Source organism: Halosimplex aquaticum (assembly GCF_028747785.1).
GTDB classification, from domain to species: Archaea; Halobacteriota; Halobacteria; order Halobacteriales; family Haloarculaceae; genus Halosimplex; species Halosimplex aquaticum.
Genome location: NZ_CP118158.1, coordinates 148,500 through 169,461 on the forward strand (window position 1 = coordinate 148,500; position 20,962 = coordinate 169,461).

Sequence of the window (20,962 nt, forward strand, 5' to 3'; positions counted from 1 at the left end):
CAACGAGGCTTTCCCCGCGGGCCGGCTAGATCGCCCCGATGGAACAGCCCGAGAGCAACGACGTCGGCGGCGCCGCCGGTCCCGCCGCGTTCGGCGACCGGACGGCCGTCCTCGTCGGGTTCGTTCTGGTCGCGGTCGTCGCCGCGACGGTCGGGCTCGGGGCCGTCGCGTTCGGCGGTCAGGGTCCAGCGGTGGACGCGCCCGCCGCGACCGAGTCGGTGGACGACGCCGCTCCGGCGGACGGCGACCCGTCGGTCCCGACGGCGGACGGCGTGGGCGAATCGGTCGCCGACTCCGACGCCTCGTCGGCCGCGACCGATGGGGGCGGAGCGAACGGCGCCGGATCGGGGGAGATCAACGCCACGCTGATCGAGCGCGAGATCCACGAGCGAGTCAACGAGATACGTCGCAACCGGAGCCTCCCGCCGCTGTCGTACAGCGAGGACCTGGCCGAGATAGCCGCCTACTACAGCAACGAGATGGCCGTAGAGGAGTTCTTCGCCCACACGTCGCCCGACGGGCAGACGCTCCTGGACCGCTACGAGCGGTTCGGCTACGACTGCCGGATCGAGCGGGGCGGCGGCGAGCCGGTGACCGGCGGCGAGAACCTCGCCTACACCTACGCGTACACGCCGGTGGAGACCGAGGTCGGCGTCGTCAGCTACGGCGGCAACGAGACGCGGATCGCCCGCGGCATCGTCCGCGGGTGGATGAACTCGCCGGGCCACCGCGAGAACCTCCTCCGGCCCTACTGGGAGCGCGAGGGCGTCGGCGCGGTCCTCGATGCGGAGGGCGAGAAGACGCAGGTCGTCGTCACGCAGAACTTCTGCTGAGGGGGCGGCGCGGCAGTCGCGGCGGTGCCGACGACCGCGGCGCGTCAGGCCGTCGCCCGACGGCCGAGGACCACGCCGAGCAGCGACCCGACGACGGCGAACCCGGCGAGGGTGAGGAAGAGCGCGGTCGCGTCGGCGAACGCGAGGATCCCGCCGGCGATGGTCCCGCCGAGCGCGCCGACGCCGAACACCCCGAGGTAGGTGAACCCGTAGGAGAGCCCGCGAGTCCCCGACGGCGTGTACTCGGCGACGGTGGCCTGATACAGCGGCTGGACGACGAACAGGAACACGCCGAGGACGGCCCCCAGCGCCATCAGCGGGACGAGCCCCGCGTTCGAGACGGGGACGAACAGCAGCGCGAGCACGGCCAGCACGCCGAACGCGCCGGCGATGCCGTACTCGACGGGGACGCGGTCGGTCAGCTTCCCGCCGGCGTACTGGCCGAGGACGCCGACGAGCAGGAGCCCGGAGTAGAAGTAATCTTCCGGATTGAGCTCCTGACCGCCGCCGGCCTCGACGCCCAGCGCCGAACTGACGCCGGCCGGAAGTAGCTGGTCGACGGGGATCGGCGCGAAGCCGGGGAGGTCCTGCAGGAGTTCGGGCAGGAACGTCAGCACGCCGCGGTAGTACAGCCCCGAGCACATCACGACGACGAACACCAGCACGAAGCTCCCGGCGAGCAGTCGCCGCGACTCCGTGAGGAACTCCCCGAGGGAGTCGACGCCGCTGTCGGCCTTCGACCCGCCCGCGCTCCCGCCGTCCGCGGCGGCCTCCGCGTCGACGGCCGCCGTCTCGTCGAAGTTCGCCTGCGAGGCGTACACGGCCGCGACTATCGCGGGCGCGCCGAGGACGAGCGCGACCGTCCGCCACTGGACGAACAGCAGGAGAACCGCCGCGATCAGCGGCCCGAGACCGATGCCGAGGTTACCGGCGATGCCGTGGTACGCGAGGCCGGTCCCCCGCTCCTCGACGCCCTTGCTGATGAGCGAGAGGCCCGCGGGGTGGTAGACGCTGGCGCTCGCGCCCCACAGGACCAGCGCCAGCGCGACGACCACCATGTTCGGCGCGAGGCCGAGCAGGATGTACGACAGGCCCATGCCGAGCAGGCAGGCGCTGATGAGCCGCCGGGAACCGATACGGTCGACGACGATACCGCCCGGGAGCGCTCCGAGGCCGAACAGCCCGTAACCGAGCGTGACGATCACGCCCACGGTCGCCCTCGTCACGTCGAACTGCGCGACGCCGAGGGCGATGGTGTCGAACTGGTCCAGCCAGATGACGACGAACAGCGGCACCGCCATCTCGTAGGTGTGAACCGCCCCGTGGGCGAGCATCACGAGCGCGGTGATCGCTCTGTCGTTCGCGTTCACTGTCCCCTCGTTGCCCGTCGAGTGTCTTTATCCTCGTGATAGCGGAACTGGAGCATCGGCTCTCGATCGAGGATCGGGCGAGGCCGTCAGTCGCTCCCCTCGACCACCGGATTCCGCAGCGTCCCGACGCCCTCGTAGGTGATCTCGACGGTGTCGCCGGGTTCGACGGTGCCCGGATTGGCGGGGCTCCCGAACGCGACGGCGTCGCCCGGCCGGAACGTGAACCGGCGGGAGAGGTAAGAGACGATCTCGTGGGGGTCGAACAGCATCAGTTCCGTGTTGGCGTCCTGCCGCTGTTCGCCGCCGACGAGCGTCTCCACGTCCAGTCCGGTGGGGTCAACGTCGGTCTCGATCCACGGCCCGAGCGGCGCGGAGGTGTCGAAGGCCTTCCGGGCGGTACGGCCCTGCTGGTCGAGCGCGTCGACGTCGTTCATGACGGTGTATCCGCGGACGACGTCGGGCACCTCCTCGGGCGACACGTCGCGACACCGCTCGTCGATCACGGCGACGAGTTCGCCCGCGTAGGTCAGTTCGTCGGTCCACTCGGGGTAGCGGACGGGGTCCTCGGGACCGACGAGCGCGGCGGGCGGTTTGATGAAGAAGTCCGGTTCCTCCGGGCGCTCGTAGTCCATCTGGTCGAGCGTCTCGGCGAAGTTGCGGCCGACGCAGTACAGCGCCGAGGGCGAGCAGGGATAGGTGAGGTCGCCGTCGCGGCCGACGACGTACTCGCCGTCGTCGGCGACGACCACGCCGTCCTCGTAGCGGCCCTCGACGACGCCGTCGGGCGTCTGCAAGCGGGCGAGTCGCATGCGAGACCGTCGAACGGGGTCGCACGTATAGCTGCTGGACTGCGGCGTCGAGCCACAATCGTCATGTCCGCCCGCGGCCTCTCTCGGAGACATGCGCGACACCGCCGACTTCGTGGTCGACGCGACCGGCGACGGCGACTTCGAGACGGTGCAGGCGGCCGTCGACGCCGTGCCGGACTTCCGCGAGAACGAGACGACGGTCTTCGTCGCCCCGGGGACGTACCGGGAGAAACTGGTCGTGCCGAGCACGAAGACGAACGTCACGCTCGTCGGCGGAGACGCCGCCGAGACGGTGCTCACCTACGACGACTACAACGGCAGCGAGAACCGCTTCGGCGAGGAGATGGGCACGACCGAGTCGTCCAGTTGCTTCCTGTTCGGCGACGACTTCACCGTCCGGAACCTCACCGTCCGGAACGACGCGGGCCGCGTGGGACAGGCGGTCGCCGCCCGCGTCGACGGCGACCGGGCGGTCTTCGAGAACTGCCGGTTCGTCGGTAACCAGGACACCCTCTACGTCCACGGCGAGGACAGCCGCCAGTACTACCGCGACTGCTACGTCGAGGGGACGGTCGACTTCGTCTTCGGGTGGGCGACGGCCGTCTTCGACGACTGCGAGGTCGTCTGCAAGGGCGACAGCGGCTACGTGACCGCGGCCTCGACCCCCGAGGACGACGACTTCGGCCTCGTGTTCCGCGACTGCGAGGTCACCGGCGACGCGTCCGCCGAGTCGTTCTACCTCGGTCGGCCGTGGCGGCCCCACGCGCGGACCGTCTTTCTGAACACGTACCTCGGCAGCCATATCCGGCCCGAGGGGTGGCACAACTGGGACGAACCCGCCAAGGAGGAGACCGCGTTCTACGCCGAGTACGAGAACAGCGGACCGGGGTTCACGCCCGACGAGCGCGTCGACTGGGCCCACCAGCTCGACGACGAGGCCGCCGAACGGTACGCGCTCGACCGGATCTTCGACGGTTGGGACCCGCTCGAACGGCTCGCGTAGCTGTTCGTCTGCGCTCGGAGAGTACAGGCCACGCCGCTCACTCGTACTCCCAGAGCGAGAGCTGTCCGTCCCGCTCCTCCGGCGATCGCCCGTCGGCCTCGTCGGCGGGTTCGTCGTCCGCGGCCGCGGCCTCATCGTTCGCAGCCTCGTCGTCGCCGGGCGTCCCGCTGTCGTCGGCCCAGTCCGCGAGCGTCCGACCTTCGTCGGCCTCGTCTACTTGCATCCCGTCTCCGTCGGATCCGTCGCCCACCGCCCCGTCTTCGGCGGACTCGTCCGCGAGCGCCCCGCTGTCGTCGTCCGCCGTCGCCGATTCGGCCGTCCCCTCGAACCCACCGAGGCTCGCCTGCTCGCCCTCGGTGAACGAGAGGTTCGAGACGCGGACGCCGAGCTTTCGGACGCGGTCGTCAGCGAACTCCTCCAGCAGGTCGAGCGCCGTCGATTCGAGGAGGTCGGCGTCCTCGACGGGACCGGGCAGCGACTCGGCGCGCGTGTTCACGTCGAACGGCGGCGTGACGACCTTGATCCCGATGGTGCGGTAGAGCGCGCCCTCCCGCTGGGCGCGCTCGGCTACGTCGGCGGCGAGGGCGCGAACCTTCGCCCGCTTCTCTTCGACGTCCTCGGTCGGATCGGTGAACGCCGACTCCCGCGAGAGGCTCTTGGGTTCGCCGACGGGGGTCACCTCGCGGGGGTCCTCGCCGCGGGCGAACCGCCGGACTTCCAGTCCGCGCTCGCCGAATCGCTCGCGGATGCGGTCGGGGTCCGACGCCGCCAGGTCTCCGGCCGTCTCGATGCCCATGTCCCGCAACTCGCGGGCGGTGACCGGGCCGACGTTGTGGATCTCCGCCACGTCCATCGGCGCGAGGAACTCCCGCACTTCGCCGGGTTCGACGACGACCAGTCCCTCGGGTTTGTCGTAGTCGCTGGCGATCTTCGCGGCGCTCATCGTCGGCGCGACGCCGACGCTCGCGACGACGCCCACTTCCTCGCGAACGCGCTCGCTGAGGTCGCGGGCGAACGCCGTGACGCTCTGGAGGTCCGCTTCTTCGGCCGCCTCGCCGTCCCACGCGACCCGGTCGGTCACGTCGAGGTACGCCTCGTCGATGCTGACCTCGCGGACCACGTCGGCGCTCTCGTGGAGGATCGCCTTCACGTCCGCGGCGACCTCGTTGTAGTAGTCCAGGTCGACCGGCCGGTAGAAGCCCGCTTCCTCGACGTCGAGGTCGGGGTCTTTCGCGGCCTCGACCTTCCGGGGCAGGCGCTCCAGCGCCTCGGAGATCGCCATCGCGCTCTCGACGCCGAACTCGCGGGCCTCGTAGCTCGCGGTGGCGACGGCGCCGTGGGGTTCGTCGGACTCGTAGCCCATCCCGACGACGAGCGGCTGGCCGCGCAGCGCGGGCTCGCGCAGTCGCTCGCAGGCGGCGTAGAAACAGTCCATGTCGACGTGGCAGACGACCTGATCGGGCGTCGGTGCGCTCCCGAGCCGTCCGAGGTCGCCGCTCACGGGTGCGCCCCCGCTGCCGGATTTCGCCGCCGCGCCCTACCCGCGCGCTCGGTCGCGTCCATCTGCTCGTTCGCCCCTCTAGCTCGGGTCGTGAAGAACCCCTCGGCGCGGCGGCGGCGCCAACTCGTCCCGGTCTCCGGGGTCATCCGCCGGTCGGCGTCGCCGTGGGGGTGTCCGCGCTCGTCGGCGTCCCGGTCGTCGGTCCTGCGGGCGTCGCGGTCGCAGTCCCGCTCGTTTCGGTCCCGTTCGTCGCGGTGCCCGTCGGCGCGGTCGTACCGTTGGGGACTGGCGTCACGGTGCTGTTTCCGGGCGTTCCCGTCGGTATGCTCGTTCCGTTCGGTCCCGCTGCGGGCGTCGGCGTCACCGTGGCGCTCGGCGTCACGGTCGGCGTCGGCGTAACCGTCGGGGTCGCCGTGGGCGTCGGACTCGGCGTCGGCGCCGCCGGTCTGCGATCGAGGACGAGCCGGCCCCCGTTCGACCCGTTCCAGACGATCGCGAGCGCCTCGTAGGTGGCGCCGGAAACCCGGCACGACGCGCCGCGGGTCACGTTCGAGACCGGCGTCGCGCAGGCCTCGCCGTCGGTCCCCGCGAAGTTGCCGAGCCTGCCCCGCCGGTCCGAGACGACGTAGACGTGTGAACCGTTGAGTCGGTCGCCGCCGTAGTGCGTGACGAGCACGTCCGTCCCGTTGGTCTCGAAGACGAAACTCGCCCGCGGCCGGTCGGCGTCCGCGCTCCCGGCCCCGCCCGACAGCGAAGTGACGACCGACATCGCCAGCAACACCGCGGCCGCGGCCATGAGGATCAGCAGCGTCTGCTCGGAGATGCCGCGGTCGCCCCAGCGTCTGTTCACGGGTCGTCTTTCCGGTCCTCCACAATAGAGTTACTGCCCGACGAGCGCGAGCGAGTACCCGGTCGAGAGGCGCGATATCCGTCGCTCCGGACGAAGACTGTCGATAAAACCTCGAGGCGCGACGGGGTGGCCAGGGCCCGTCGCAGTCGCACGCTGATTCGTGCACGGTGCCAATGTTCCGGGAGTTCACGACGCTGGTTCACGTCGGGAGCCCCGTATGGCTCCACCTGTGTGTTAGTAACACGCACACTTAGTCCTTCCCCCTGCGGTGAGGTTCGCAGGGGTCGGGGCCGCGCCGTCGGTCGACCAGTTCCTCCGCGTGGTAGGACTCGCGGCAGGTCCGACAGTAGGCGCTGGGCGCCCTCTCGGCGGGATTCAGCGCCGTGTGACCCTTCGGACAGGCCACTCGGTACGGGTCCGAGAGCAACTCGCGTAGGTCCTCAGGGGCCACCATCGATCGTCCCCGCGAGCGCTCCCGTCAGTTCGTGGTCGCCGATACAGCCACAGCGCGGGCACGGCACCGCGCCCGCGCTCGCGACGCCGAACTCGAACCCGCAGCCGTGACACCGATACACCACCCGCGACCCGGCCTTGCCCGCGTCAGTCATCTCGCGCCCTCCCGACCGCCGTTCCGGTCGCCGGTCTCGGCGATCCGCTGGCAGTACGCCGCGGCGGCGTCGGCCGCCGTTTCGCCGCGCCCCTCCGCGGCGACGCCGGCCTGGGTCGCGCGCCAGCCGTCGCCGCACTCCTCGAGGACGATGGTCGCCCAGCGCCGTCGGCCCCGCGAGGCCTCCGCACCCAGTTCCTCCGAGTCCGATACCACTCCGCCGCGCGGCGAGTCGTTCGCCGCGTATTCGCTCACTGGCACACCTCCGACCAGCGACCCCGGTACAAAAGCCGTTAGCCGCGTCCCCGGAGCGGAAGTGAAAGTGGTCTCGCGGCGGAAATCCCCGCCACGTCCTGCGATTATAGGGGGTCGAACGGCCGTGAAAGTAGTCGGACGGAATGCGGTACGTACGTGGAGAAAGAGCGGTGAGAACGCGGCCGGCACCACGCGGAGCGCTCGCCGGCGGCGCTCACTCGAAGGCCGACAGCGAGAGGTCGCGGCCGTCGCGGAGGTACCGGCGGATCCGCCCGCGGTCCCACCCGAGCGGCGAGACGACGCTCTCGGCCGCTCGGACGAGCCGCTCGCGGTAGAAGTCGACGTCGTAGTCGCTCACGTCCTCGAAGGGGAGCCGAGCGCGGTCGGCGCCTCGCTTCTGGTCGTCGACGACGACGTACTCGACGCTCGTCCCCGGCGGCCGTTCCAACCCACGGTCGGCGGCGCGCTCCAGCGCCGCCACGGTCCGGGTCCGCCGACCGTACGCCTCGACGGACTTCGAGACGCGCTGGCGGATCACCAGGTCCTCGGGGTCGACCGCGCCGCGCTCCAGCCGGGCGATTTCGCGGGCGAGGCGGTCGCAGACGGCCTCGGCCGACCTGTCGGCGTCGAGCGTCCGGATCAGGTCGCGCTGCACGTCGGCGACGAACGGCGGCGTCGAGCGCTGGCGCGTCTCGATCCCGCGGAACTTGAACGCCTCGCCCGTCTCGGGATCGGTTCCGGCCTTCCGCCCGAAGTACTTCGTCAGCGCGCCCGCCCGCGAGTCGCGCATCGGGGCGAAACATATCCAGTCGAAGCGCGCCTCGACCTCCAGCGGGATCTCGGCGTCCTCCGGCGTCGCGTCGGCGTCGACTTCGGCGACGACCTCCTCGATCGGGACCGGATCGTCGGCCTCGCGGCTCGCGGGTCGCTCCGCGCGAGGCGGCTCCGCCGCCTCGACTTCGCGGCGCGAAGCGCCGCGCACTCCCCGCTCGCAATTCCGAGGCGCTCCCTCCGGTCGCGCCTCGCGCTGCACCCAGAGGCTGTCGACGATCCCGTGGACGACGCGCCAGCCGGCGGCCTCCAGTTGCTCCTTGGCGTCGAGGACGATCTCCCGGGCGTAGGCGTTGATCGCCTCGTGGCACTCGATTCGGCCGAACTTCGCGTTCCGGTAGCCCTGGTAGCCGAAACAGGAGACGAGCACCCACTTGAGCGCGTCCACCCGCCCCTCCAGCGCGGCGATGCGCTCGGCGAGCGGGGAGCCCTCGTCGGGTTCGGCGTAGGTCGCCTGGTAGTCGCCGCCCCCGACGGCCGCGAGCGTCTCGGCGTCCGCCCGCTCGCGCAGGTCCGCGAGTTCGGCCTTGAAATCGGCGCGGTCGTCGATGAGGCCGCCGAGCACGTCGGCGATGAACCCCTGGCTGTCGCAGACGCTGTAACCCAGCCAGGGCACGTCCTCGCGGTCGCAGCAGTCGCAGCCGACCGTCTCCGGGCTGACGTTGCACTCGCGCATGATGTTGGGGTACAGCGACGCGAAGTCGACCTCGACGACGTCCTCGTACGGGCCGGGGTCGGGCGCGAACGTGAACCCGCCGCGGTCGGCGTCGTGGAGCCGCCGGACCGGTTTGAACGCCTCCGGTTCCCACTTGTTCCACGGCGCGAGCACATCCCGCTCGCGGGCCTCGCGGATCTCGATAGACGTGAGTATCGTGCCGATAGACCCCCTCGCGGTCTCCTGGAGCGGCCGCCACGAGCGCCCGACGAGGTCGAGCAGCCCCGGCAGCCCGCACTTCCCGAACAGGAAGGTGTTCGACCGGTCGACGACCGCCCGGCCGGGGACCGCGTAGCGGGCCGGCGAGTGGCCGACCTGGCCGTAGCTCTCGTACGTGCTCGCGCCGGCGAGCCGCTCGTACCCGTGGGCTCGCCCCAGCCGGAAGTCGTCGAGACCGACCTCCGCGGCCCGGTCGTGACACCGGGGGATCAGCTCCGCAGTCGAACAGACCAGCACGTCCGGATCGACGGTGTCGAGCCGCTCTCGCAGGGCGTCGAGGACCGTCCGGTCGATCGCCCGGCGCGAATCGGCCGCAGCGCTGGCCGCGGCGCCCGCCGTCCGGGCGTCGACTAGTCGCTCGCCGTCGACCCGGAGCGCGGTCAGATCGTCCTCCGCGAGCGCCCGCTCGGGGATCGACAGATCGAGGCGGCGCAGTTCCCGGTCGGGCACGGGCGAGGTGTCGGTGTCCACGCAGTAGCGAAAGCCCGGCGCCAGGTCCACGTCGTAGAGCCTGACTTTCCCGGGCGCGTAGTCGACCGCGTACTGGGAGAGGATCTCGTGGGCGAGCGTCCGTACCTCGTCTACGCGGGCGAGGTCGACCCGCAGGACCGGCTTCCGCTCGTCGGCGTCGAGGGAGAGATAGCGGCGCTCGGTTCCCGTCGCGACGACTTTCGGATCGGACGAGAGCGCTTCGGCGAGGTCCGTGCGGGCGGGATCCGGCGCCTCGACGTACAGCGACGGCGCGTAGTCGTCGTTCACCCGCGTCTCCACCCCGTCGGCGGTCGCGTGCCACTCGCGGACCGACCCGTCCGACCGGAACTCCGGGGCGAGCAGCGACATCAGTCGCGTCCCGACCGCTCCGCGGTGAATCCGCCGTCGGCGCTCTCGTCTCCGCGCCCGGTCTCGTCCCCGCTCTCGCTCTCGTCCACCCGCTCGCGCAGCTCCCGGAGTTCGCGCTCCTGGGCGAGCAGGACCGACAGCAGGAAGGCGAACTCGGGGTCGGTCCCGTTGGCGTAGCCCGCGGCGTCGGCGTGGCCGCGGGCCCGCTCGAACAGCCGGTCGAAGTCGTCCTGATGCCGCCGGCGCAGCCCCCGGCGGAAGGGGCGCCAGTCGTCTTCCAGCCGCCGGAGGAAGTCGCGATAGGTCGGGTTGGTCCGGCCCATCAGTCCGCACCTCCGGGGACTCCGGCGACTCCGGCCGCCGCCGCGGCGAGCGTGGCCTGTTCGACCGGGTCGGGCGAACCGGTTCCGGCGGGGTCGAGCCCGAGTCCGGGCGACTCGGGCGCGGCGCCGAGCAGGTCGACCCAGTAGGGGATGGTCGTCTGCCAGCAGCCCTCGTCCCAGTAGACGGTCGTCTCGACGCCGGGCCCCTCGAAGCGGTGGCCCATCTTCGTCTCCTCGCAGCGGATCACGCGGTCGGCGTGCTCGGCCGCGGGGCCGGGGTCACGCTCGGCGGGGACGCTGAGGAGCGTCGGAATCTCGCGAGCGTCGGCCAGCGCCGCGAACGTCCGGACGGTGCTGTCGAGCAGGCGCTCGCGCTGGTAGCGGGGCACGTCGTCGTCCCGGTACAGCGAGGCGACGTTCGGCGCGACGAGCAGGCCGGTCCGCCCGTCTGCCCGCTGGACGACGCGGCGGCCGAGCGCGTGGTGCTGGTAGGCGGTGAACGCCCGGGCGATCCGGAGCCGGCGGAGTCGGCGCGGACTGTCTACGAGGTCGTACAACGCATACGTCGAGGCGACGTTGCGGGCGTCGACCCAGTAGGCCACGCCCGCGGTGTCGGCGAGTGTCGCGAGTGCGAGACGATGGATCGCCGTCGAGCGCGGCCCGGGACAGCGCAACAGCGTCAGCCCCGGATCGAGGATCGGAACGTCGACAGGTTCTGTCATCGCCGCAGACAGAGGGACGCGAGGGGGTAAAACGCCAGCCTACCCCGGAGCGGAAGTGAAAGTAAAGCCGATCGCCGGACAGCGACGGAATCGGACGCCGAGCGGCGACGAAACTAAACGCCCTCGATACCGGTGGTCGCAGTGCGTCGCGGGCGCACGGCCGTCCGCCGACACCTCTATTCGGTCGTGGACCCAAGAGCGGCCGTGACGCGGAGGGTTCGGTTGCGCGACGGCATCGAGATCGCGTTCGCCGGCGGCGAGCGGTTCGTCCTCGACGGGAGCGGCGCGGGCGATACCACGTTCGTCAGCCACGCCCACGGCGACCACCACGCGAGGGCCTCGGAGGTCATTGCCTCCGACCTGACGGCCGCGCTGATCGCGACCCGACGGAGCGGCGCGGACCCGACTGTCGTCGACCATCCGGCCGTCGAACTGTTCCCCGCGGGCCACGTCGCCGGGTCGCGGGCGATGCGGCTCACCGACCCCGACACCGGCCGGCGCTACCTCTACACCGGCGACTGCTCGACGCGCGACCGCTTCCACCTCGACGGCTTCGACCCCGTCGACGCGGACGTCCTGATCCTGGAGACGACCTACGGCACGCCCGAGTACCGGCTGCCGCCCACGGAGGCGTCGGTCGCGGCGATCCGGTCGTGGCTGACGGAGACGATGGACCGGCCCGTCCTCCTGTTCGGCTACGCGCTGGGCCGGGCGCAGAAACTCCAGCGGATCCTCGCCGACTCACCGCGCGAGCGCGTGTTCGTCACGGACTCCATCGCGGACGTGAGCGACGTGATCGAGACCCACCGCGACGTGACGTTCCCCGGCGAGCGCTACGGGTCCGACGTGGATCTGGCCGCAGGCGACGCGCTCGTCTGCTCGGGGTCACCCCGGAGCCCCTGGGTCCAGTCGCTGGTCGAGTCGAGCGGCGCCGTCACGGCCGGGTTCTCCGGGTGGGCCGTCGACAGCTCGTTCGTCTACCGGCGCGGGTACGACGAGGGGTTCGTCCTCTCGGACCACTGCGACTTCGACGAACTCTGCTCCCTCGTCGAGGCCGTCGACCCCGAACAGGTGTACACCCAGCACGGCTTCGCCGACGAGTTCGCCGCCCACGTCACGAGCGAACTCGGCTACCGCGCGCAGTCCCTGAAGGCGAACCAGGCGACGCTCGGTGATTTCTGAGCGAGCTATGTGATGTATCCACACACCACGGCAACGCTCTTGACGGACGCGGCTGATCGATAGAGTACGGCGATGGAGCTCAGCAACTTCTTCTGAACCGGCCCGTTGCCCTTCAACGCGGCTCGTCCCGTGTCACCGCCGACAGCCGGCGGCGTCTCCGGGTAGCCGGTAGTCGCGCGGCGTGACGACGGCGACTGGACCGGCGCGTTCTCCCGTTCGAGAGCCGTGAGTCCGGCTCTCGGACGCTGTCGTACCGTTCGCCGATCGAACCAAGTCAGAGAGACAGATGTCACGAGACTCACGACAGCACGCAACGATAGAACGGACGACGAACGCGCGGACGGGGGCAGGCGGCGCCGTCGTCGCCGCACGGGCCGCGGAACCGCCGGTCGAAACCGCGGAGATCCGGGCGCTCGCCGACGCCGCCGGCTACGAGGTGCGCGGCGAGGTGACGCAGGTCCGCGCCGAGGACCCGGGGACGTACTTCGGCGCCGGCAAGGTCGACGAACTCGCCGACCGCGTCGCGGAGACGGAGGCCTCGCTCGTCGCCGTCGACGGCGAGCTGACGCCCAGACAGACGACCGAGCTCCGGGCGGCGCTCCCGGAGGGTACCGAGGTGTTCGACCGCTACCGGCTCGTGCTCGCCATCTTCGCCGACCAGGCGACGACGCGGCGGGCGCAGCTCCAGGTCGAACTCGCCCGGCTGCGGTACGACCTGCCGCGACTGAAGGAGCGCTCGGACGTCGGCGGGCTGAACAAGCGAGTCGAGAAGGGGACGCCGATCGACGGCGTGAAAAATCGGATCGCGGACCTCGAACGAAAGCTGGCGGACCTGCCCAGCCCCGCCGAACAGCACCGCGCCGAGCGCCGCGAGCAGGGGTTCGACCTCGTCACGTTCGCCGGGTACACCAACGCCGGCAAGTCGACGCTGCTGCACCGGCTCGCCGACGACCTGGAACTGGACGGGCCGGACGAGAGCCCCGGGAAAACCGACCCCGAGCGGGGGACAGCGGCGAACCACCCCGACGCCGCGACGGAGACGGCGACCGTCGCGGACCGGCTGTTCGAGACGCTGGAGACGACGACGCGGCGGGCGACCGTCGACGGCCGGCCGGTGCTGTGTACCGACACGGTCGGGTTCGTCGCGGACCTGCCTCACTGGCTGGTCGAGTCCTTCAGCGAGACGCTGTCGGACGCCGCGGCGGCCGACGCCGTGGTGCTGGTCGCCGACGCGAGCGACCCGCCGGCCGAACTCCGCGAGAAGGTGCAGGTCGCCCTCGACGTGTTCGACGCGCAGGGCGTCGACGAGTCGGCGGTCGTCACCGCGCTGAACAAGGTCGACCTGCTGGACGACGACGCCGTCGCCGAGCGCCGGGACGCGGTCGACGGGCTGGCACCGAACCCCGTCCCGATCAGCGTCCGTGAGGGACGCAACCTCGACCGCCTGCTCGCAGCCGTCGCGGAGCGGTTGCCGACCGAGCGCGCCGAACTGACGTTGCCCAACTGCGACGAGGCGATGCGGCTCGTCTCGCGGGCGTACGACCGCGCGGCCGTCGAATCGGTCGAGTACGAGGGCGAGACGGTAGATATCGTCGTCCGCGGCCGACCGTCGGTCGTCGAACGGCTCCGGGCGGACGCCGAGGCGGCGTCGCCCTGACGTGAGCCGCTCGTCGGAACCGGATCGCTCGCCGGTCGTGACACAGAGAATTTATAACCTGAGCGGAACCACTCCGGATCGACTATGGGAATCCTATCGAGCATGGGAATCGGTTCGGCGGACGTGGACCTGGTGCTGGAATCGGAGCGCGTCACCGCCGGCGAGTCGCTCGACGGCACCGTCGAGGTCGACGGCGGGAACGAGGCGCAGACCGTCGACGAGATCTACGGCGCGCTCCGGACGGCCTACCGGACGGACGAGGGGTCGTACACCACGACGATCACGGAGTTCACGCTGACGGAGGGGTTCACCGTCGGCGCCGGCGAGTCGCTGACCTACGACGTGGCCATCGACGTCCCCGCTCACACGCCGACGACGGTGTTCGGGCCGACCGAGGTGTGGATCGACACGGGCCTCGACATCGACTGGGCGGCCGACCCGGACGACAAGGACCACATCAGCGTCGAACCGCCGGAGACGCTCCGGACGTTCCACGACGCCGTCGGCGGGCTCGGGTTCGACCTCCGGACGGCGACGACGGTGACCTCCACGGGGACGCAGTTCGCCCGCGAGCGCGAGTTCGTCCAGGAGTTCGAGTACGAACCCGTCGCCGAGGCGTACCGCGACGACCTCGACGAACTGGAAGTCGTCGTCGACGCCGGCGGCGACCGCCTCGACGTCGAACTGGAGATCGACGCGACCGACACGCTCCTCAGCGAACGCGAGACCGTCACGCGGCTGACGGTCGACGAGGCCGACGAGGACGCACTCCGGGAGCGCCTCCGCGAAGAGATCGAGAGCAGCTCGTAGCTCGGTCGATCGAGAGCGCCGATCCGAGTCGGTCACGTCGAGTAGCCGGTCGGTGAGCGCCGGGCGGCGACGACACCGAGAAAACGGAACGGACGGGTCCGCTACTGCGAACGCAGGCGCCGTTCAGGAAGACGGGACCGTGAGGTGCCAGCCGGGGTCGCGGCCCGTGCGGTCGATGCGGTCGGCTCGACACGCCGGGCAGTAGTCGGGTTCGACGGATTCGCTCCGCGGGACGTATACCGCGCCGCCGCACTCCACGCACGCGTCGTCGACGACGGTCGTGCAGTCGACGCAGAGGTTGAAGTCGTCGACTGTGAGGTCGCGCAGGGGTTCGAGTTGTTTGTCCAGAGTGTACTCGTCGATTACCGCCTGACAGTTTTGGCACGGTTGCATAGCGATACACAGCACCCCATGCGACACCGACACATAGTCCTACCGGCGCGGGCAACCGAGGAGAACCGGCGGACGGCCGCTCCCCGAGAGGCCAACGCTCATGCGACTGGCGACGAGACGACGGGTATGAACGGGCGACGGGCCGCGGCGGTCGTCGCGGTCGCGGTGCTGGCTGTCCTGAGCGGCTGCGCCGGATTCAGCGTGGACGTGGACGAGCGCACGAGCGGCGGCCCGACCGCGTCGGCGCCCGACGCGACGAACGGGACGACGGCCACGGTCGTCGAGGTCGTCGACGGCGATACGATCGACGTGCGCTACGCGAACGGGTCGACCGACACCGTGCGACTGCTGGGCGTCGACACGCCGGAGGTCCACGCCGACAACGACCCCTCGGAGTACGAGGGCGTGCCGGACACCGAGGCCGGCGCCGCGTGTCTGGAGGCCGCGGGCGAGAACGCCAGCGCGTTCGCCCGCGAGTGGCTGGCCGGCGCGCGGGTGACGCTCGTCACCGACCCGGCGGCCGACCGGCGCGACCGCTACGACAGACTGCTGGCGTACGTCCACGTCGCGCCCGCGGGCGAGGAGACGCCCGCGAACGAGACGGCGACGGCCGACGGCGTCGACTTCAACGAGCGGCTGGTGGCGACGGGCCGCGCTCGCGTCTACGACAGCACGTTCGCCCGCTCGGACGGCTATTACGCGGCCGAGTCCGAAGCGCAGGCGGCCGGACGCGGCCTCTGGCGCTGCCGGACCCCCGGCACGGACGGCGCGGACGGAACGGACGGAAGCGGGTCAGAGTGGACCGACGGAGGGCTCTCGATGTCGGACGCGCCCCTCGCGAGGTCCGACAGCGGCCTCACCGTCGAGCGGATCGAGGCCGACGCCGCGGGCAACGACCACGAGAACCCGAACGGCGAGTACGTCGTCTTCGGCAACGACGGCGACGCCTCGCTCGCCCTTGGCGGCTGGGTCGTGCGGGACGAGGGTGGCCACAGCTACGCCTTCCCCGGCGGCTTCGCGCTCGGCCCCGGCGAGACGGTCACCCTCCGGACCGGTACGGGCGCGGACACCGGTGACACGCTCTACTGGGGAAGCGACTCGGCCGTATGGAACAACGGCGGCGACGCCGTGGTCGTCGAGCGCGACGGCGAGGTAGTCCTGCGGTACGCCTACGGCTGACCGGGGGTCGACCGATCCCGTTCGGTGACCGGCAGCCCCAACTGACTGGCGACCGATCGGTGGCTATGGATCTCCCACCGGTCGGTCTCGGGACGATGGGCGTCGCCGACGCCGGAACGATCGAGCGGGCCATCGACGTCGGCTATCGACACCTCGACACCGCGCAGATCTACGACAACGAGTCGGTGGTCGGCGAGGGCGTCGCCGCGAGCGACGTCGCGCGCGAGGAGCTGACCGTCGCGGCGAAGCTCTGGGTCGACTCGCTGGCCGCCGAGGACGTGCGACCGGGGACCGAAGCCAGCCTGGAGCGGCTGGGCCTCGACGCGGTCGACCTGCTGTACGTCCACCGGCCCCGCGGCGACTACGACCCGGAGGCGACGCTGCCGGCGCTCGACGCGGTGCGCGAGGCGGGACTGGCCAGACACGTCGGCCTCTCGAACTTCGAACCGGCCCAGCTCGACCGGGCGCGCGAGGTGCTCGACTCGCCCGTCGCCGCCCACCAGGTCGAGTTCCACCCCTACTACGGCGACCGCGAGTTGCTCGCCGACGCGCAGACCCACGATTACCCGCTGGTGGCCTACTCGCCGCTGATCGGCGGCGACGCCTTCGACGACCCCGTACTGACGGACGTGGCGGAGAAACACGACACCTCCCCGGCGGCGGTCAGCATCGCGTGGGCGCTCTCGCACGACAACGTCGTGACGATCCCGAAGGCCTCCTCGCCGGCGCACCTCGAAGCCAACTACGCGGCGCGGCGGCTGACGCTCGATCCCGAGGACATCGAGCGCATCGACGCCATCGACCGCGAGCGGGAGCTGTTTCCGGAGTGATCGCCCGGTCGGATCGCGCCCGAGAGCACCGGCGCGAGCCGAGACCGTGACCCGGCCGAGCCGCGGTCCCGGAGGCGGACGAAGCTGGTAACTACGCGCCTCTCATCCGCAGCTATCTCTCTAGCAGGTCCGGCGTAGGCGGGTCGAATCCCGCACGTATTGTCAACCAAGAATCGTGTCCCTTATACGAGGTAAGAGTCTCCTATTGGCAACGAAAGAACCGGGACTGCGGCCCCGAGACGCCCAATCACACCATGATATCACTCACACATCCTCGAGCGGATCGGACGGGAATCGAGCGGCGCAGCGGTCGCGGTGACGGCCGGGGAACGGGCGGGGTGAGTCGCGAGCGATGAGCCTGGAGCCGCGAGCCGAGAGCGAACGACAGCCGGTGATCGACCTGGAGAGCGCCGTCGAGGCGCTGCGGGAGAGCCCCGAATTCCGTGGGCCGATCGAGCCGATGGACGGCCACGACCACGCGAACGACCACTTCGCGCTCGTCTACGAGGGCGAGGAGGAGCAGTACGCGGCCGCCGTCCCGTTCCTCCGGCAGGGCCTCGAACGGGGCGAGAAGTGCATGTACGTCGCCGACGAGCACTCGCTCGAGACGATCGAAGCGGCGATGCGCGAGCGCGGTATCGACGTCGACGCCGCGGTCGCCTCCGGCGCGCTGGTCTTCGAGACCGTCCAGAACACGTACCTCGAGGGCGGTTCGTTCGACGCCGACTCGATGGAGGCGCTCTACGAGGACGCCATCCGCGCGGCGACCGCGGAGCACGAGGGGCTGCGGGTGGTCGCAGAGACGGACTGGATCCTCGAAGGCGACGTGTCCATCGAGGAGTTCATGGCCTACGAGAGCAGGATGAACGACGCCTTCGCGGGCGCGCCCGCCATCGCACTGTGTCAGTACGACCTCGACGCGTTCCCCCCGGAGGCGCTCGTCGACGTCATCCGCGTCCACCCGCACCTCATCTACGACACCACCGTCTGTCACAACTTCTACTACACGCCGCCGGAAGAGTTCTTCGGGCCGGAACAGCCCGCACGCGAGGTCGACCGGATGATGGAGACGCTCCGCGAGCGGACCCAGGCCAAGGCGTCGCTCCAGGAGCGGACCGAGACGCTCCGCGCGCAACACGAGATCATCTCCCGGGCCGACCTCACGTTCGAGGAGAAGCTCCATCGGTTCCTCGAGCTCGGTCGGGAGCGGTTCGACCTCGACATCGGGTTCCTCGCGCACGTCTCCGGCGAGCGGTTCGAGATCGTCGACGCGGTCGGCTCCCACGAGCTGATCCAGCGGGGCGAGGAGGCCGACCTCTCCGGGACGTACTGCAGAGAGGTCGTCGAGAACAGGGACCTCGTCAGCGTCGACCACGCGAGCGAACAGGGGTGGGTGGACCGCGAGGCCTACCGGACCTACGGCCTCGACAGCTACATCGGCGCGCCCGTCGTCGTCGGCGGCGAGCAGTACGGCACGCTCTGTTTCGCCTCCCGCGAGGCGCGCGCCGACCCCTTCTCGGCGGCCGAGCGGACGTTCCTCGAACTGACCGGGCAGTGGGTGAGCTACGAGCTCGAACGCGAGCACAGGCAGACACAGCTCAGCGCGCTCAACGAGATGAGCCGCGACCTGATGGACGCCGAGACCTTCGAGGATATCAGGCGCTCGACGGTCGAACACGCCGAGGGGACGCTCGGGCTGCCGCTGACGGCGCTGGTCCGGTACGACAGGGAGACCGGACGGCTCTCGACGGCCAGCCAGACCGAGCGCGCGGCGGACGAACTCCCCACGGCGGCGCTGAGCTCGACGCCGTCGGGCCCGCTCTGGGAGGCGTTCACCGCGGGCGAGGAGCGGATCGTCGGCGACGTCGCCGGGATGTCGGGCGCGGGAGACGACATCACCGAACTCGCGGCGATCCCCCTCGGCCCCCACGGCCTGTTCGTCACCGCGACCGAGTCGCCCGGCGGGTTCTGCGACGCCGAACTCGAGTTCGTCCAGACGACCGCCGCGACCGTCGAGACGGCGTGCGGTCGCGCCGACCGCGAGCGGTTGCTCCAGGAGCGCGAGGAGACGCTGGAGGACCAGAACGAGTCGCTCTCGCGGCTCAACCGCATCAACGACACCATCAGGAACATCGGGAAAGCGCTCGTCCAGGCGTCCTCGCGCGAGGAGATCGAGACGGTCGTCTGTGACCAGCTGGCCGACGTCGGGCCGTACGAACTGGCCTGGGTCGGCGAACACGACACCGTCACCGACGAGATCACCCCGCGAGAGTGGGCCGGCGCCGAGAAGGGGTACCTCGACGCGGTGACGGTCACTGCCGACGAGCGCACCACCGGCCGCGGCCCCTCGGGGAAGGCCGTCGAGACCCACGAGCCGCAGGTCGTGAACAACGTCATCGACGACCCGACGTTCGAGCCGTGGCGCGAGGCGGCGCTCAACCGCGGCTACCACGCGTCCATCGCGCTGCCCCTCGTCTACGGCAACGTGCTCTACGGCGTCCTCAACGTCTACGCGAACCAGCCCGGCGTGTTCGACGACCTCGAACGCTCGGTGCTCGCGGAGCTCGGCGACACCATCGCCTACGCCATCAACGCCGTCGAGAGCAAGAAGGCGCTCGTCAGCGACGAGGTGACCGAACTGGAGTTCCGCGTCGAGGACGAGCGCCTGGAGATCGTCGGACTCGCGCGCGAGACCGGCTGCGACCTCTCCCTGGAAGGGGTCGTCCCGTCGACCGACGGGCGACTCCGGGTGTTCATGTCGGCCCGCGGCGTGGCAGCCGACGAACTCCGGGCGTTCGCCCCCGACCTGGCGGCGACCGAGGTGTCGGTCGTCTCGGAGTACGACGACGACGGCGTCCCGATATGTCTCTTCGAGGCCGCGCTGTCGGAGGAGAGCCTCTGCGAGACCGTCCGGCGCCACGGCGGTCGCCCCCGGACCGTGGCCGTCGAAGACGGCGCCGCGACGGTCGTGGTCGAGGTCGCCGCCGACGCCGACGTCAGGGAGTTCGTCGAGATGTTCGTCGACAACTATCCCGACTCCGAACTTGTCGCCCAGCGAAGCGACGAGCGCCCGCGCCAGACCCCGACCGAGTTCCGCATGACGCTCACGGACGAGCTGACCGACCGCCAGCTGGAGGTGTTACAGACGGCGTACTTCGGCGGCTACTTCGACAAACCGCGCGGACAGACCGGGAGCGAGATCGCCGCGTCGATGGACATCTCCCAGCCGACGTTCAACACGCACGTCCGCGCCGCCCAGCGCAAGCTCTGCCGGCAGCTCTTCGAGGCCGCCATGGCCGACGACTGAGTGCGACAGTCGGGGAGACGACCGGTTTCCCCGTCATGGCGGGAAGCGTCGCAGCGAGGAGGTGACCGAGAGAAACGGCCGAGCGTCGCGTCAGGGAGAGGCGTCAGTTCGCCGGACGAAGCGAGCGCGCGTCAGGCGGAGTCGTCCCAGGCGGCCAGGCAGTGTTCGTCGCAGAACGAGAGAACCAGTATCGCGCCGTCGGCTCCGACGTAGGTCGTCGCGGGGTACCAGTCAGTGCCCGCCAGCGGCTCGCCGCAGCGACCGCAAACCTCGAACGCGTCGCGGTCGGCGGACGACGCCATCTACTCGCTGAGTAGCACTCGACCGTTCCCGGATACTTCGACGTCGTACCCGTAGTAGGAGAACGCGACGGTCGCCGACTCCCCGTCATCGCAGGCCCGATAGAACGAGTTCAGGGCGTCGGGGTCGACGGCGTCGTAGAGGGGGACGGAGAGATCGAGGACGCCCACGCCGGCGCGTTCCGCCACCGCGTCGAGGACCGCTTCGGCCGCCGACTGGTCGTCGTCGATCTCGTACGTGGCTTCCGTTTCGATGGGTGACTGTTTCATCTACTTCTACCGATGCGGTATTCCCCCTAATGGCTTCTACCTCGATGTAAAGCGTCGCCTCGATCGGGGGGCTATCAGTCTAGAGGGGCGGCGGATCTCGGGGACGGCGACGCCGGCGACCCCCGGTGGGGAGCGCGCCGGCACAAGACCAATAGTG

General features: G+C 70.7%; 21 protein-coding genes. 8 read left to right on the forward strand and 13 right to left on the reverse strand.

Features of this window, described 5'->3' with window-relative positions; genetic code table 11:
* Positions 1 to 38: 38 nt before the first annotated feature.
* The gene (locus PSC72_RS00815) at positions 39 to 833 is read left to right on the forward strand and encodes a CAP domain-containing protein (RefSeq protein ID WP_274324005.1); all 795 of its coding nucleotides are present in this window, start codon (positions 39 to 41) and stop codon (positions 831 to 833) included.
* A 44-nt stretch (positions 834 to 877) separates the two neighbouring features.
* On the opposite strand, the gene PSC72_RS00820 is transcribed toward PSC72_RS00815, so the two are convergent.
* Together PSC72_RS00820 and PSC72_RS00825 are read right to left on the reverse strand one after the other, a co-directional pair.
* The gene (locus tag PSC72_RS00820) at positions 878 to 2,167 is read right to left on the reverse strand and encodes an MFS transporter (RefSeq protein ID WP_274326226.1); all 1,290 of its coding nucleotides are present in this window, start codon (positions 2,165 to 2,167) and stop codon (positions 878 to 880) included.
* 122 nt (positions 2,168 to 2,289) lie between these two features.
* Positions 2,290 to 3,012 (reverse strand): fumarylacetoacetate hydrolase family protein, encoded by a 723-nt coding sequence (locus PSC72_RS00825; protein WP_274324006.1) that lies wholly within the window; start codon positions 3,010 to 3,012, stop codon positions 2,290 to 2,292.
* 91 nt (positions 3,013 to 3,103) lie between these two features.
* On the opposite strand from PSC72_RS00825, the gene PSC72_RS00830 reads away from it, so the two are divergent.
* A complete protein-coding gene (locus tag PSC72_RS00830; RefSeq protein ID WP_274324007.1) occupies positions 3,104 to 4,015 on the forward strand; it encodes a pectinesterase family protein in 912 nt (303 codons plus the stop codon).
* Positions 4,016 to 4,052: 37 nt separating this feature from the next.
* Here the strand turns inward: PSC72_RS00830 and PSC72_RS00835 are convergent, their stop codons facing one another.
* The 8 genes from PSC72_RS00835 to PSC72_RS00870 form a co-directional block, all read right to left on the reverse strand.
* Positions 4,053 to 5,450: a DNA polymerase Y family protein gene (locus PSC72_RS00835; protein ID WP_274326227.1), complete on the reverse strand. Its 1,398-nt coding sequence runs from the start codon at positions 5,448 to 5,450 to the stop codon at positions 4,053 to 4,055.
* A gap of 208 nt (positions 5,451 to 5,658) precedes the next feature.
* Positions 5,659 to 6,366: a hypothetical protein gene (locus tag PSC72_RS00840; RefSeq protein WP_274324008.1), complete on the reverse strand. Its 708-nt coding sequence runs from the start codon at positions 6,364 to 6,366 to the stop codon at positions 5,659 to 5,661.
* Between the two features lie 250 nt (positions 6,367 to 6,616).
* Positions 6,617 to 6,820 (reverse strand): hypothetical protein, encoded by a 204-nt coding sequence (locus PSC72_RS00845; protein WP_274324009.1) that lies wholly within the window; start codon positions 6,818 to 6,820, stop codon positions 6,617 to 6,619.
* Positions 6,807 to 6,974, reverse strand: a complete 168-nt coding sequence (locus PSC72_RS00850) for a hypothetical protein (protein WP_274324010.1) — start codon at positions 6,972 to 6,974, stop codon at positions 6,807 to 6,809. The genes PSC72_RS00845 and PSC72_RS00850 overlap by 14 nt, the downstream gene beginning before the upstream one ends.
* The gene (locus PSC72_RS00855; RefSeq protein WP_274324011.1) at positions 6,971 to 7,228 is read right to left on the reverse strand and encodes a hypothetical protein; all 258 of its coding nucleotides are present in this window, start codon (positions 7,226 to 7,228) and stop codon (positions 6,971 to 6,973) included. The genes PSC72_RS00850 and PSC72_RS00855 overlap by 4 nt, the downstream gene beginning before the upstream one ends.
* Before the next feature lie 214 nt (positions 7,229 to 7,442).
* Positions 7,443 to 9,833 (reverse strand): DNA polymerase domain-containing protein, encoded by a 2,391-nt coding sequence (locus tag PSC72_RS00860; protein ID WP_274324012.1) that lies wholly within the window; start codon positions 9,831 to 9,833, stop codon positions 7,443 to 7,445.
* Complete coding sequence (locus PSC72_RS00865; protein ID WP_274324013.1) at positions 9,833 to 10,156, reverse strand: hypothetical protein; 324 nt, start codon at positions 10,154 to 10,156, stop codon at positions 9,833 to 9,835. The genes PSC72_RS00860 and PSC72_RS00865 overlap by 1 nt, the downstream gene beginning before the upstream one ends.
* Positions 10,156 to 10,878, reverse strand: a complete 723-nt coding sequence (locus PSC72_RS00870; RefSeq protein WP_274324014.1) for a hypothetical protein — start codon at positions 10,876 to 10,878, stop codon at positions 10,156 to 10,158. Before PSC72_RS00870 ends, PSC72_RS00865 begins: the two co-directional genes overlap by 1 nt.
* Before the next feature lie 204 nt (positions 10,879 to 11,082).
* On the opposite strand from PSC72_RS00870, the gene PSC72_RS00875 reads away from it, so the two are divergent.
* The 3 genes from PSC72_RS00875 to PSC72_RS00885 all read left to right on the forward strand — a co-directional run bounded on the left by PSC72_RS00875 (position 11,083) and on the right by PSC72_RS00885 (position 14,527).
* Entirely contained in the window at positions 11,083 to 12,060 is a 978-nt protein-coding gene (locus PSC72_RS00875; protein WP_274324016.1) for an mRNA 3'-end processing factor, read from the forward strand.
* 286 nt (positions 12,061 to 12,346) lie between these two features.
* Positions 12,347 to 13,717 (forward strand): GTPase HflX, encoded by a 1,371-nt coding sequence (hflX, locus tag PSC72_RS00880; RefSeq protein WP_274324017.1) that lies wholly within the window; start codon positions 12,347 to 12,349, stop codon positions 13,715 to 13,717.
* Positions 13,718 to 13,801: 84 nt separating this feature from the next.
* A complete protein-coding gene (locus PSC72_RS00885; protein WP_274324018.1) occupies positions 13,802 to 14,527 on the forward strand; it encodes a sporulation protein in 726 nt (241 codons plus the stop codon).
* A 123-nt stretch (positions 14,528 to 14,650) separates the two neighbouring features.
* On the opposite strand, the gene PSC72_RS00890 is transcribed toward PSC72_RS00885, so the two are convergent.
* Entirely contained in the window at positions 14,651 to 14,920 is a 270-nt protein-coding gene (locus PSC72_RS00890; RefSeq protein WP_274324019.1) for a DUF7571 family protein, read from the reverse strand.
* A 126-nt stretch (positions 14,921 to 15,046) separates the two neighbouring features.
* Between PSC72_RS00890 and PSC72_RS00895 the strand changes: the two genes are divergently transcribed.
* From PSC72_RS00895 to PSC72_RS00905, 3 genes are all read left to right on the forward strand, one after another.
* Positions 15,047 to 16,099, forward strand: a complete 1,053-nt coding sequence (locus tag PSC72_RS00895) for a lamin tail domain-containing protein (protein WP_274324020.1) — start codon at positions 15,047 to 15,049, stop codon at positions 16,097 to 16,099.
* Between the two features lie 65 nt (positions 16,100 to 16,164).
* Positions 16,165 to 16,929, forward strand: coding sequence for an aldo/keto reductase (locus PSC72_RS00900; RefSeq protein WP_274324021.1), 765 nt, complete (start codon positions 16,165 to 16,167; stop codon positions 16,927 to 16,929).
* Positions 16,930 to 17,281: 352 nt separating this feature from the next.
* Positions 17,282 to 20,236, forward strand: coding sequence for an MEDS domain-containing protein (locus tag PSC72_RS00905; RefSeq protein WP_274324022.1), 2,955 nt, complete (start codon positions 17,282 to 17,284; stop codon positions 20,234 to 20,236).
* 131 nt (positions 20,237 to 20,367) lie between these two features.
* Here PSC72_RS00905 and PSC72_RS00910 read toward each other — a convergent pair whose 3' ends face one another.
* Together PSC72_RS00910 and PSC72_RS00915 are read right to left on the reverse strand one after the other, a co-directional pair.
* Entirely contained in the window at positions 20,368 to 20,538 is a 171-nt protein-coding gene (locus tag PSC72_RS00910; RefSeq protein ID WP_274324023.1) for a DUF7576 family protein, read from the reverse strand.
* A complete protein-coding gene (locus tag PSC72_RS00915) occupies positions 20,539 to 20,805 on the reverse strand; it encodes a HalOD1 output domain-containing protein (RefSeq protein WP_274324024.1) in 267 nt (88 codons plus the stop codon).
* Between the last annotated feature and the right edge of the window lie 157 nt (positions 20,806 to 20,962).